We start from the raw sequence: 13,236 nt of genomic DNA, 5'->3' as shown, positions 1-13,236 counted from the left end.
ATTTAGGTCCGAAGCCCCTTCCATGTAGCTCTCTGCTTTCTGTAGCCCAATTCGGCAATATAACAGTAAAAATCCTGGTCTTGGATTTTAGTTGATACGCCGTTACATGCAGCTGTCTGCCTGGAGTAGCCCGATTAATTTAAGGTGCGAAGCCAGGCGTTTAGAGACTGGAGCCTAAGTGACTCTCGGCAAAAAACCTGGTTTTGGATTTTTGCTGAGAGTTATTTAGGTGCAAGTCTCTGCCTGGAGTAGCCCGATTCGGCTACGCAAACTTAAACGAAACAAAAAAACCAAACTCCAACGAGTTTGGTTTTTTAATAGGGATTAGATTTCCAATCATAGGGGGGAATTGGAAATATAAAGAGGAGCAGGGGGATCCGTTTTCTAGGGGAGGAGGATGGGATCCCGCATGCAATCAGTTCCTTAGGGGGAGGAAACTGATGAAACAAGGAAGTGTACCCTCTGTTATAAGAGGTATAGCTTGTTGCCTTTGCTATGATATTAATATATCAACTAAATGTGATAAAAGTGTGAACTTCAAACGTGAAATTTTTGAAGTTTTTCTTATCTTAGAAATAAGTTTTTAAGAAAGCATTAACTCGCGCCTGATAAGCTGCTGGATTATACCAGAAGCTTTCAGCGTGGGTAGCGTTTTTAACGATCCATAGCTGTTTAGGTGCTTTTGTCGCACGATAGTTTTCGTAAGCCATCTTAACTGGGACGTAGGTATCTTTACCGCCGTGGATAAAAAGAATCGGTCGGCGATTCTTTTTTAATTGTTCAATGGAGGAGACATCGCCCAGATAATACCCTAATCGGCGTCGATTGATGGTGCTGACTAAGGGCTCAATTGGATATTCTGGCAAATGGTACTGTTCACGGAGCAAATAAGTCATTTCCTCTTTAATGCTGGAGTAGCCACAGTCTGCGATGATGGCTTTAACTTGTGTCGGCAGGTTTTCTCCAGACAGCATTTCCATCGTGGCACCGCCCATGCTAACGCCGAAGAGGAGAATTTTTTCGTCTTCACCCTTAATATCAATCAGTTTGTTGATCCAACTGAGATAATCAAGTCGGTCTAGCCAGCCGAAATTGATGTATTTACCGGAACTTTCTCCGTGAGCACGGTCATCGGGCATCAAGATGTTGAAGCCCATGTCGTAGAACATTTTGGCATAGTTCGCCATTGTTTCTCGGTTCCCCTTGTAGCCATGTGAAATGACGACCGTCTTTTTAAGGTGATCAGGGTGCTGAATGAAGGTGGCCACTAACCGTTTTTCGGAGTTATTTTCATGTAAGTACCAAGTTTCTTGTGGAATGTTTTTGAACCAATTCACATAAGCATAATATTGATCCGCGTATTTTTGCTTTTCCTTGGAGGTTTCTGGGACGTAGTTGACCCGCTTAAATGCGATATTAAACAGGTAATGGCTAACGTATAGCGCACCAGTAGCGACTGCCGCCAGTGGGAGTCCAAGTGTAACTGATTTTTTCAAATTCTAACCTCCATATTTAGTGAGTTAAGTAGAGTTTTTTTAAATCTGCAATATCTTCAGTTGATAACTGCAGTGCTTCGTTTAAAAATTGTGGCATTGAGCCATAGTGCTTGTCGATGGCAGTCATAGCAGCATCAAAGTAGCCGCTAGAAACTGTCATCTGGGCCTTAATCGTGTCCAGCATAGTGCCAGTAACACCTTCATTTTTAGCTTTGATCAATCGGTTTTGAATCAGTGGAGACAAAATGTCGTTGGTTAATAGGTAGTCTTGTTTGATGATTTTATGTGGGACACCGAGGGCAGAAAGAAAGAAGGCTGCCCCCATACCTGTGCGGTCTTTACCGGCAGTACAGTGAAAAAGTAACACGTTGTTCTCACCAGAGTTACTTAATAGTGCGGCAAAGAACGTCTGGTAGGCCGAGTGGGCTTGTGGTTCAACAATCATATCTCGATAGACGTCGAGCATGTGATCGAAGCCGCTCTTTTTTCGGGCTTTCAGTTCCGCGTCCAGTTCTGCCTGGGTTTTTGAAGCATCGGTTTTGTCCGTGGGGAAGACGGGGAGATGGCGATAGAGAACGTTGCCGGGAATTCGGTCTGGGGCTTCAGCAACTTCACCATCAGAACGAAAATCGATGTCATATTTGACGCCGTAGTCAACCAGTGCTTGCTGATCATTCTCAGATAAATAGGCTAGCGTTGCGGTTCGAATAACCCGCTGCCATTTCACCGTCTGACCATTGCTGGCTGGGTAGCCACCCAGTTCCCGGAAATTATAGCCGTGATCCATGGTTAAGACGCGTTGATTAGTTTCCTGCATGAAAAACTCCCCCCTCATAGATGGTCTACGTGTTATTTATTGTAACCCAATTAGCAAACCATTTCATGCGTAAAGGTATTGCGACACCTAAATGGCAACTAGCAAATTGCTTTGTTAAAGTAAATGAAAGCGCTATAATATTCCTATTGAATATTTGCAAAGGGAAGGTGATCACGATGAAAATTGGGATTATTGGCGGTAACGGTAAAACGGGTTCAGCTGTGTATGCGGAGGCAAAGAAGCGTGGACACGAACCAACCGCTATTGTACGTAACGAAGAACGGGGACGGGCTGCGCTTGGCGAAGATGCCAGCCTGTTGGTAAAGGATGCCTTTGCCTTGACCAAGGACGATTTAACAGCATTTGACGTAGTGATTGACGCTTTCGCTGTCCCAATGGGTTCGCCAGTGGCTTACTTGCATTTAGATCTATTGACCAAATTAGTGCATGATTTACGCGACACTAAAACCCGCTTGTTCGTGATTATTGGTGCGGCGAGTCTGAAACTGTCCGATGGCAAGCGACTATTAGACCAGTTATTAGCCATGCCAGATCATGATCAGTGGATTGGTACCCCGCTTAATCAGACTTACGAGTATGAATTCCTTCAAATGGTTGATAATGTGGACTGGGTGGCGGTGTCACCTTCCAGAAACTTTGGCCCAGGCCCGACCAATGGGTACGTTTTGGGTACGGATGAGATTTTGGTGGATTCCAACGGTAAATCAGAACTTTCTAACGGGAATATGGCGTTGGCAATTTTAGACGAAATTGAATCTCCAACCCATCAGCATCAGCGATTTACGGTTCGTAATCAGGAGGGTTAATGCATGAGTGTACGTGGTGATTGGCTCTTATTTAAAACAAAACGCGGTCGTTTAAAGCAGCAAGTAGCCACCAGCTTTCGGCATCCTAGTCGGCGAACTGACCATCTTGATCCCAGTAAGTTTAAGCAACCAGATCAAGCGAAGGTTGTACCCCTTGAACGTGGTCGTTTAGTGACGCTTTTGCCGACAAAGACAACTAACCGACACGTGGTCATTTTCCACGGTGGCGCCTACACGGTACCGGCAACTGACAGTCATCGACAATGGATGGAAAAAATTGTTGCCCAGTTGGGTGCGAAGGCGACCATGCTGGACTTCCCACTAGCGCCCGAACATACAGCAAACGAAACGGTGCCCGCGTCACTCGATGCGTATGAGGAACTGCGAGCAGAATATCCAGATGACGAATTTTATTGGTTAGGGGACTCATCTGGAGCTGGACTAGCATTGGTATTATTACAACAGCTACGTGGTAAGCAGCTGCCAATACCCACCGCAACGGCGTTAGTTTCCCCTTGGACTGATTTAGCCATGCGCGATCCTGAAATCGAGGAACGACATGAAGCTGACCCTGAACTACCACTGCAGGCCATGCGACAAGTGGCAGCTAATTATGCGGGAAACTTAGTTCTAGATGATTCGTTGGTTTCACCGCTAAATGGTTCAATGGATCATTTAGGCCGAATCAGCCTTTGGTACGGGACAACTGAATTGTTGTTACCGGATCACCGCAAACTCGCCGAAAAGTTGCAGCAGGCTGACGGAACTCAAGTTGACGTGCACGAAATGAAGAATATGCTGCATGACTTTCTCATGTGGCCAGATTTACCTGAAAGTAAACAGGTCTTTGCCAGTTTGAGCAAATTGATGCAAAAAAACGACCAGTGATGGTCGTTTTTTAGTCCTCAAATTAAGTTATGTGCGATCATGTTCTGCCACTTTTTGGCTACGGGCAATCAGGTCAGCGAAGAGCGCCTTTGATTCTTCGTGATGTTTATACATGTTTTCTGGATGCCATTGAACCGCCAAAATTTGATCATTATCGATTGACTCGCAAGCTTCGATGACACCATCGTCGGCCCGAGCAGTGACCTTTAAACTGTTGGCCAGTTTCTTCACGGCTTCATGGTGGCGGGAATTGACGTAGGGCCGGCCACCAGCGATTTTAAAGAGGCGGCTGTCCTTTTCCACCGTGACATGATGTGAGGGCATGTTACCTGCCGCAGCTTGGTTATGTTTCAAAGTGGCATTGGGATTTTCCGACAGGTCTTGGTAGATGGTGCCACCCAAGCCGGTATTGATCAGCTGCATGCCACGGCATATACCAAAGATGGCTTTACCCTTTGCAACAGCTTGCTTTAGAAGTTCAATTTCAAATAAATCACGTTTGCGGTATGTTACACCCAGTTTTTCGTGAGGTTCCTCACCGTAAAAGGTGGGATCAACGTCGGCACCCCCAAGAAAAGCGATGCCATCAAATAAATCTATGTAGTCCGTAACGTCTTCAGGATCAACGCTGGGGAAAATAATCGGGATACCACCAGCTTTAACAACGGCTTCAATAGCGGGCCGGGGCGCAAAAGCGGCGTTTCGTTCGTTAATAATGTTAGTAGCTTCAGCTAAAGTGTCAGCTGGTAATGCAATTCGTGGGCGCAAGGGCGATCTCTCCTTTTCTCTAAAGATAACTTTGTAGGGCCATAACTTGTTGTCAATTCTAACATACAAAGTCCCATTCCCCCCGTTAAAATATTTAACATTCCCCTAAAAGAGCGTTACATTAGTAATGTAACTAAAATTAAACGAGGTAAATGAAGATGGCAATGACAGAGCGACAAATGATTCAAGAAATTTTGAATACGGTAGATGTAATCTACGCATTTGAAGACGTTGATGAAGACGCTAAAGAATATACCCTATTGGTTACGCAACAGGATAACGACAAACGCCCGATTGAAGACGTGAACGCGGAAATTAAGAAGTATTTCCAGGAAGCAGATTTCAATTATAAAGAAGAACTAAATCCAACCCATACCGACAAACCAGCTGATATTCGGGTTGTTATTAAACGGTAAGTGAGCGACAAAACTCGATAGATTCTAGAATGTAACGTAAATAAGACTAATTCCGACGAACTTTGCTGGGATTAGTCTTATTTACGTTACATGGCCGGATGAGTTTTGACGCTCGATTAGTCTATGTTGAAGTCGTGGGCAAGAACATCGTGGTAACTGATTTAATATGCCTCCAAGCTGCTATTGTGTGTTTAGCGTGAACAGATTGCTAATAAAAAATTAATAATTGTCTGAGATTACGCCATAATGAATGACATTGACTTTGTGAATGTGATACAGTAAGACTAGTTTTGAAACCGTTTACTAATCACAAAGCTGGAGGTAGTGAATTGTTATGGCAATGAAGGAGCCGGAACACTATATACTTGCAATCGATCAAGGAACTTCTGTGACTCGTGCAATGTTATTTGACCATTCAGGCCGGAAAGTGATTGAAAGTCAAAAGTCGTTTCCCCAATACTATCCGCATAATGGTTGGGTAGAAGCTGATGCGAATGAATTGTGGAATTCCGTTCAGTCGGTAATTGCTAGCGCCCTGATTGATGCCGGGGTTCATCCTGAGTACATTGATGGTATCGGGATTTCAAGTCAACGTGAAACAACAGTCATTTGGGATAAGGCAACCGGTCAGCCCATTTATCACGCTATCGGCTGGCTATCGAAGCAGACCGCGCCAATCGCCAAACAGATGGTATCAGACGGTTATTCAGACATGATCCATGAGCACACTGGGTTGGTGATTGATTCTTACTTCTCAGCCACCAAGGTTCGCTGGTTACTGGATCACGTACCTGGTGCCCAAGAACGCGCTGAACAAGGTGAATTGCTCATGGGCACCATTGACAGCTGGCTGGTCTGGAAGTTGTCGGATGGGCAGCTGCACATCACCGATTATACCAACGCCAGCCGAACGATGATGTTTAACATTCATGATTTAAAATGGGACGATGAGATTCTGAAAATCTTGAACATTCCCAAGCAAATGTTGCCGGAAATCCATTCCTGTTCAGAAGTCTATGGGACCACTAAAAACTATCAGTTCTACGGTGTGGAAGTGCCAATCTGCGGACTGGTTGGTGACCAACAGGCCGCCTTGATTGGTCAGATGGCCTTTAAACCAGGCGAAGTCAAAAACACGTATGGTGACGGGGCCTTCATTGTGATGAATACGGGTGATAAGCCGCAATTATCGAAACACAAATTATTGACTACGATTGCCTACGATTTAGATGGCAAGTTAACCTATGCGCTTGAAGGCTCAATTTTCGTGGCTGGGACGGCGTTAAACTGGCTCCAGGAAACCATGAAAATCATTGACAACGTCCCTCAATCTCGTCAAGTAGCTATGGAATCCACTAACGATGATGAAGTCTACGTGGTGCCAGCCTTCAACGGATTAGGCGCGCCATACTGGGATCAGGATGCCCGTGGAGCGGTCTTCGGTCTCACTCGCGGAACGAACCGTAGTGATTTTGTGAAAGCCACGTTGCAGTCAATTGCCTACCAGACTAGAGATATTATCGAAACCATGCGGCAAGATACTGAGATGCCGGTAGTGGAAATTTTAGCGGATGGCGGGGCATCAAGAAACCGTTATTTGATGCAGTTCCAGGCGGATATTTTGAACCTGCCGATTATTCGTTCTAGCGACGAGGAAACTACGGCGCTGGGGGCAGCGATTTGTGCTGGTCTTGCAATCGGCTATTGGAAGGACTTGGATGAAGTCAAGCAGATTCATGCGGCTGGCAGGACCTTTACCCCAGAAATGACCGCTGAACGGCGGGCTCATTTGTATGATGGCTGGCAAATTGCAATCAAGGCCACCAGGGCGTTTAAACCAAATCATTAAACAGAGTGCGATTAGAGAATTTAAGACGAATCACCCCCATTCCGTTGGTCTTCGGGATGGGGGTGATTCGTTTTTAATGGTCAGAATCTGAGCGGTAGCGCAGCAAATCTCCAGGCTGGCAGTCTAAAACCTGACAAATTTTAGCCAGTGTTGAGAAACGCACTGCTTTTGCTTTACCAGTTTTGAGGATCGATAAATTGGCGATGGTGACACCAACCTCTGGAGATAATTGAGTCAAGGTCATGTGCCTCTTGGCTAGTAGCTCGTCTAGTTTAATTTCAATCATTATCCTCGCACTCCTAAACGGTCAGATCGTTCTCGTTTTTAAGTTGCAACGCGGCTTTCCACAAGCGGACAAGGACGGCCATGAAGACGGTTAAAATCAGCGGTACGGCAGCAATCACTAAACCAATCAGCAATAAACCTGGCGCATCATCCAGCTGGGTAACGGCAAAAATGAAGGGTAACCAAAGCCAGACACCGGCAGTGACAACAACTAATGACCACTTCAAGCGATTAAGGTAATCCACCGCGGTAGCGCTGAAGGCCTGCTGATGGTCGATGATACTCAGCAATTTTTCTGCATACAGAACTGCTGCCAAGAAGCCGATGATGGCCAAGTAAATACCAGTGCCTAAGATGATAACGACGATATTTAAGTGATTGGGTGCGTGCGTAAACATTTCCCGTAACATGATGGGAAATGGAATAATGCCCACCGCGATGACTAGCAGGGCGAGACCACCCAGTGTGAGTCTTAAAAACCAAGTTCCTTTGCGCATAGTAGAGCCTCCGTTCGTTCTTTATTGCCGTTAGTATAGCATGGGCTTTATTGAAAAACGATAAAAGATTACTTAAGTTTTCTTGCGTCAACGTGTAAATCCGGGGAAATTGGGGCAAGTTAAGCTATACTAACAGTGTGGTTTTGCAATGATTTATTAGGAGGGGTTTACATGACGAGAGTTGATTTAAAAGCTGCAGTGATTGCTGGCACCGTTGCCGGCGTAGCTTCAGGTTTAGTCAAATTAGGTTGGGAGAATATCCTGCCACCACGAACACCGGAACGGGACCAAACGAATCCGCCGCAGCGGTTGTTAGAACAACTAGGCGTTCCAGAAAAAGTCACTCATGCCACTTATACGTATTCAAACCAGCAGATGCCCTGGGTTAGCTTTATGATTCACTTCGGTTTTTCCACAAGTTTCGCGCTATTGTATAGTGTTGCCGAACATTACGCACCCGTTATTCGGGCTGGGCAGGGGACCCTGTTTGGTCTGGGCGTCTGGAGTGCCTTTCATCTGGGTATCATGCCAGCAATGGGAACAGTCCCTAGTGCGAAAGACCAACCAGCTGAGGAACATTTCTCTGAAGCCCTAGGTCATATGGCCTGGATGTGGACTAACCACATCATCTCGGATGAAGTTTATCGTGATTTAACAAATACGAAGTGAAGTCGGTGACCAACTGTGAACAAAACTTGGCAAACGAAATGGCCAGAACGAATCAGCTATGGCTTGAGCGACGCGGCTGACAACCTAGTCTTTCAGGTGATGACGACTTATCTGCTGTTCTTCTATACGGATGTTTACGGTCTGACACCCGGTGCGGTGGCGATTCTATTCGTTGTTGCCCGGGTGGCGGATGTGATTGAAAGCCCACTAATTGGTCTGATGATCGATCATACACATTCCAAATTCGGTAAGAGCCGACCGTTTTTCCTATGGTACGCCTTGCCCTATGTGATATTCGCAATTCTCACTTTTGTGACGCCGAATTTTTCCAGTACGGGCAAATTAATTTGGGCGTATGTGACGTATCTGGGACTGGGATTCTTCTACACGGCAGTCAATCTACCAATCACCTCAATATTACCCACGATGTCGCAAAACGAACGCGAACTGACCCTACTTGGGGTAATCCGGCAATTCTTCGGTAGTTCGGTGCAAATTATCGTGGCGGTTTTCACGCTGCCACTGGTAGCATTTTTTGGCCGTGGCAATCAGCAGCACGGTTTTTTGATGACCATCACGCTGTTTGGTGTGATTTCACTGATCCTGATTTGGAACACCTTTTTCCACGTGCGGGAACGGTTTACCAATAAGAAAATCGCCCATCAGTCTTTCAAGCAAGTACTACCGATGATTTTAAAGAATCAGCCGTGGATTCGGATTTCAGTTGTGATTTTGCTGTTTTGGTTAGTCACGGCGATCAAGAACCAGACCGCTATTTACTATTTTAAATACACGTTGAATAAGGAATCTCTGGTGCCGCTGGCGAATGGTTTTACGTTGGCTTCACTGGTTGGCGTGATTCTGATATTGCGTTTATCCAGTATTCACGGTAACAGGAAAACCATGTTGACTGGCATTGTGACAGCATTTTTCGGCCAGCTAATATTGGCTGCGGGGGTGTATTTAAACACGTTATCGGTGTTATTTACCGGCGTGGTCGTCAACGCTATTGGTCACGGGATGATCGTTGGGTTGGTGTCCATCATGATTGCTGATACGATCCGCTATGGCGTCACTATGGGAATCCAAGCTGAAGGCATTCTGGCTGCCAGCGATAACTTCGGCGTGAACGTTGGCCTGGGAGTTGGTGGCTTGATTACAGCTGGCTTGTTCCAATTGTCGGGATATGTACCAGATCAAGCTCAAAACGCCGCAACGCTGTCAATGATCAACTGGAATTACGTGTGGATTCCGTTGGTAATTTACGTGGTGATGTTTGCGGTGCTGTGGTTTTATGATGAGGAAGTAATGAAGAGTGTGAAGGCAGGCGTATAGAGACTGGAGCGTAAGCTAAGAAGGGCGGAGATCAGGCGTACTTTGCCTGGGCACCGTCCTTCTTGGCTTACGTGCAAGTCTCTGCCTGCCTGAACACGTTTAGTCGCCAGAATCGGCAAGAGCAGGTTTCTGCCTTGGTGAACACGTTTAGTCTCCAGAATCGGCAACAGCAAACTCTGCCCGCCAGAAAACATTAGGCAAAAAAATAGCGTAGAGCAATTTTGCTCCACGCTATTTTTAGTCTTTTTTAGTTTTTAAGTAGCCGCTCTTAGTCAGCAGATCCTTCGAACGTTCCGTGGCGGGTTTAAAACCGCGATTGAACAAGTGGCGGAAGTACATCAGGTTGTACAAATAACCCCAAAGGAAGCTTATTGCGAACTGAAGAATACTATAGACAGTACTGAATGTTTGCATCGACGTAAAGTGAATGGAATAAAATCCTAAGAGGATTCCGAGATTCACGCCAGCCATACAGAGAAAATTGTACCAATCCCCTCGAAAAATGGGGACGAGGAAGATGAAGAAAAAGGTCGTATACGAGAAGCCGACTTTGCCAATTCGAATATCGCCATTATCCTCTTTTACAACGGTAGCGTAGTTAGGCGGTACTGGAATCCCGTTTGGGCCCTCATTATTATCGCCGTTATCGTTGTTTCCAAATGGATTTTGCATTTAACCCCTCTTTTCTACACTAAATCTGTTAATAGTCAAAATTGGTCAAACTGGGTTATTTCATTATGATAAGCCTAAATGCTGTTTTTGGCTAGGGCTAAGCTCGGGTAAATTTCACAACTGCTTCACAACGCGCGGTTTGCGGCATCATGTCCACTGACTGAATGTAGTCCACGTGATACTGTTTCGTTAATTTCACTAAGTCTCGTGCCAATGTCGAAGGGTTGCAGGAAATGTACACAAACTTTTTCGGCTTGGCGTCTAAAATGGCGTTGATTAAGCCATCATCTAGGCCAGTCCGTGGTGGGTCGACGATCAAGGCATCCGGTCGAAAACCTTCACTAAGCCATTTGGGGATGACTGATTCAGCCGTGCCGGTTTCGTAGCGTACGTTATCGATACCGTTGATCCGCGCGTTTTCATTGGCATCATCAACTGCATCAGCAATCACATCCATCCCACGGACTTCTTTAGCTGCGTGAGCGATTGACAGACCGATTGTGCCGACACCAGAATAAGCATCGATCACAGTTTCGTTATCTGACAAAGCTAGTGCCTTTAAGGCTTCATCATAGAGTCGAACGGTTTGGTAGGGGTTGAGCTGTAAGAACGCCCGTGCGGATAGGTTAAACTGCAGACCATTTAGAACCTCACGGATTTGTGGTTTACCCGCTAATAACTCAGTTTTTTCGCCCCAAATGAGTGACGTTTTATCATTGTTAATATTTTGCATAATAGAGACCACTTCTGGAAACTTTGCCAGCAGTTGGTCCACCATTTCGGCTTCTTGTGGGAAGGGCGCTTTGGCAGTGACGAAGACGACTTGGACTTCACCAGTGCCTTCAGCTACTCGAACGACCACCGTCCGAACCAGACCGGTACCATGCTTTTCATCATAAGTACTAACGTCCAGTTCCTCCATGAGTGCGACTACGCCACGCATGACCCGCATGGTTGCAGGCATTTGAACAGAACACGTGCTTAAATCAACTAAATCATGGCTGCGTTCCTTATACAGACCCGCAATGACATGGCCGTCAGCATCGCGGCGAACTTGGAATTGAGCCTTATTGCGGTATTCGTAGGGATTGTCCATCCCAATGGTGGGCTTCAACAAGAAGTTCCGGAAACCCTTGGGCTGGAACTTTTCCAGAGATTGTAAAACGACGTCTCGCTTGAAGTCTAGTTGCGCTGGGTAGGCGAGGTGTTCGAGCTCAAAACCGCCGACTTCGGCAGCATAGTCGTCCCGTGGTTTAACTCGGTCAGGACTGGGCGTTTTTAGCCGGTGAATTTTGGCGGTTAAAAATGATGGTTTGATGCCAGTGACTTCAGCCACGATCACTTCGTTTGGTAACGCACCCTTCACGAAGACCAGCTTACGTTTGAAGTAGCCGATGCCTTCACCATTGATGCCCAGGCGCTTGATGGTCAGCGGGAAGCGCTGGCCTAGCGTGACCTGAACGCCATTTTGCTGATGAGGTCGGTGATTATTTGAGTTGTGGTAACGGTGTTGCGATTGATTTGTATTCAATATTTTTATCCTATCTAGTGCTTTTTAGTAGTCTCACGTCTTCCGTATTGTAGCGTAAAAGAGCGGTCCAGCACAAGCTGGACCGCTCCATTTATCACGGGAAAGAACTATTCTTCGTAATAGTGATATTTAATTGAGTAAGATTTCAATTCCCCTGGGTTCAGTGAGATATCACCGAAATCTTCGTGGTTAGGTGCATCCGGCAGAGTTTGGGCTTCAGTTGCCAAGGCGTTGTAAGGCTTACTATCGTCAAATGGGTTAGAGGTGAAGACGACCAGGCCGTTACGTTCTGAGTAGATGGCAACATGACGCTTGCTGGACTTATCACTCAATACGGCTATTGGTTCAGTTGCGCTGCCCTTAACTTCATAAATATCGTCGATTTCATCTTTGTTGTACTGTGACTTGATGTCAGCCAGTGCGTCAGGAACGTCGCGACCCTTTGAAAAGTCGTAGCCGGTTCCAGCTAATTCAGTGAACTTGCCAGTTGGTACTTTATCTGAGGCTAAGTCTAAACGACGAGAACTGTTGATTTTCAGCAGTTGATCCTTCAAAGACTTTTGCCCTTCAGTCAGGTTCCAGTAAACGTGGCAGGTTGGGTTGAACAAGGTAGCGGCGGTTGAAGCGGCGCTGAAGTTGATGGTCACATCGTTATCATCATTGAAGGTGTAGGTGATGCGGACATCGAGATCTCCTGGAAAATGATCTTCAGTGCTAGCAATATTACGTGAGAAAGTAACACTCGCATCGTGATCGCGAATGGATTGTTCAGCGTGCCAGACAAAGCTAGCGAAGCCGTGAGGGCCACCGTGAAGTGTATTGTCGTTTTCGTTGGCTTCAAAATGATATTCTTTGCCGTCAATTGGTGCTTGGGCTTTTGTGATCCGACCAGCAACTCGGCCGATTGACATGCCTAAGCATGAAGCGGTTGTTTCGTAATCAGATAGTTTATCAAAGTGAACGATCAACGGATGGTCATTAACGTTGAAGTTCGTCCAAGTGGCGCCAAGTTCACTGACTTGGATGAAGTTACCAGCAGCATTGGTAATGGTATAGCGATGAACATCTTGACCATCGTGTTGACCAAAAAGATCGGCTGTAATTTGCATAAATAAATCCTCCTTGTGTAAACGCTTTATCAACTATTATTATACGCTTTATGGCTTAGAAAATTTAGTAAATATTT

At 45.9% G+C, this 13,236-nt stretch carries 14 protein-coding genes; 6 read left to right on the top strand and 8 right to left on the bottom strand.

Translation table 11 applies throughout. The annotated features are described in order from the left end of the window. Positions 1-569: 569 nt before the first annotated feature. A complete protein-coding gene (locus HC026_RS03665; protein ID WP_168924631.1) occupies positions 570-1,496 on the bottom strand; it encodes an alpha/beta hydrolase in 927 nt (308 codons plus the stop codon). A 16-nt stretch (positions 1,497-1,512) separates the two neighbouring features. After that, positions 1,513-2,313: a tyrosine-protein phosphatase gene (locus tag HC026_RS03660; protein WP_168924630.1), complete on the bottom strand. Its 801-nt coding sequence runs from the start codon at positions 2,311-2,313 to the stop codon at positions 1,513-1,515. Positions 2,314-2,489: 176 nt separating this feature from the next. Between HC026_RS03660 and HC026_RS03655 the strand changes: the two genes are divergently transcribed. Both HC026_RS03655 and HC026_RS03650 read left to right on the top strand, forming a co-directional pair. Next, positions 2,490-3,140, top strand: coding sequence for an NAD(P)H-binding protein (locus HC026_RS03655; protein ID WP_168924629.1), 651 nt, complete (start codon positions 2,490-2,492; stop codon positions 3,138-3,140). Positions 3,141-3,143: 3 nt separating this feature from the next. Further along, entirely contained in the window at positions 3,144-4,028 is an 885-nt protein-coding gene (locus HC026_RS03650) for an alpha/beta hydrolase fold domain-containing protein (protein WP_168924628.1), read from the top strand. Between the two features lie 27 nt (positions 4,029-4,055). On the opposite strand, the gene HC026_RS03645 is transcribed toward HC026_RS03650, so the two are convergent. Then, on the bottom strand, positions 4,056-4,796 hold the full coding sequence (locus tag HC026_RS03645; RefSeq protein ID WP_168924627.1) for a gamma-glutamyl-gamma-aminobutyrate hydrolase family protein: 741 nt from the start codon (positions 4,794-4,796) through the stop codon (positions 4,056-4,058). 164 nt (positions 4,797-4,960) lie between these two features. Here HC026_RS03645 and HC026_RS03640 point away from each other — a divergent pair, with 164 nt between their 5' ends. Continuing rightward, entirely contained in the window at positions 4,961-5,212 is a 252-nt protein-coding gene (locus HC026_RS03640) for a hypothetical protein (RefSeq protein ID WP_168924643.1), read from the top strand. 334 nt (positions 5,213-5,546) lie between these two features. Next, positions 5,547-7,061 carry a glycerol kinase GlpK gene (gene glpK / locus HC026_RS03635; RefSeq protein ID WP_168924626.1) on the top strand — a complete coding sequence of 505 codons (1,515 nt, stop codon included), beginning with the start codon at positions 5,547-5,549 and terminating at the stop codon, positions 7,059-7,061. Positions 7,062-7,134: 73 nt separating this feature from the next. Here the strand turns inward: glpK and HC026_RS03630 are convergent, their stop codons facing one another. Next, complete coding sequence (locus HC026_RS03630; RefSeq protein ID WP_168924625.1) at positions 7,135-7,347, bottom strand: helix-turn-helix domain-containing protein; 213 nt, start codon at positions 7,345-7,347, stop codon at positions 7,135-7,137. A gap of 13 nt (positions 7,348-7,360) precedes the next feature. After that, a complete protein-coding gene (locus HC026_RS03625) occupies positions 7,361-7,843 on the bottom strand; it encodes a DUF2975 domain-containing protein (protein WP_168924624.1) in 483 nt (160 codons plus the stop codon). A gap of 171 nt (positions 7,844-8,014) precedes the next feature. Between HC026_RS03625 and HC026_RS03620 the strand changes: the two genes are divergently transcribed. Together HC026_RS03620 and HC026_RS03615 are read left to right on the top strand one after the other, a co-directional pair. Continuing rightward, complete coding sequence (locus HC026_RS03620) at positions 8,015-8,512, top strand: DUF1440 domain-containing protein (protein ID WP_168924623.1); 498 nt, start codon at positions 8,015-8,017, stop codon at positions 8,510-8,512. Between the two features lie 15 nt (positions 8,513-8,527). Next, on the top strand, positions 8,528-9,847 hold the full coding sequence (locus tag HC026_RS03615; protein WP_168924622.1) for an MFS transporter: 1,320 nt from the start codon (positions 8,528-8,530) through the stop codon (positions 9,845-9,847). 237 nt (positions 9,848-10,084) lie between these two features. Here HC026_RS03615 and HC026_RS03610 read toward each other — a convergent pair whose 3' ends face one another. The 3 genes from HC026_RS03610 to HC026_RS03600 form a co-directional block, all read right to left on the bottom strand. Then, positions 10,085-10,519 (bottom strand): hypothetical protein, encoded by a 435-nt coding sequence (locus tag HC026_RS03610; RefSeq protein ID WP_168924621.1) that lies wholly within the window; start codon positions 10,517-10,519, stop codon positions 10,085-10,087. 97 nt (positions 10,520-10,616) lie between these two features. Further along, positions 10,617-12,050, bottom strand: coding sequence for a 23S rRNA (uracil(1939)-C(5))-methyltransferase RlmD (rlmD, locus tag HC026_RS03605; protein ID WP_168924620.1), 1,434 nt, complete (start codon positions 12,048-12,050; stop codon positions 10,617-10,619). 107 nt (positions 12,051-12,157) lie between these two features. Further along, entirely contained in the window at positions 12,158-13,159 is a 1,002-nt protein-coding gene (locus HC026_RS03600) for an aldose epimerase family protein (protein WP_168924619.1), read from the bottom strand. Positions 13,160-13,236: the final 77 nt, after the last annotated feature.

It is taken from the genome of Secundilactobacillus angelensis (assembly GCF_012641075.1).
In the GTDB taxonomy this organism is placed as follows: Bacteria; Bacillota; Bacilli; order Lactobacillales; family Lactobacillaceae; genus Secundilactobacillus; species Secundilactobacillus angelensis.
Note: the sequence above shows the minus strand (reverse complement) of the source record. Positions and strands in the feature narration are given on the sequence as shown.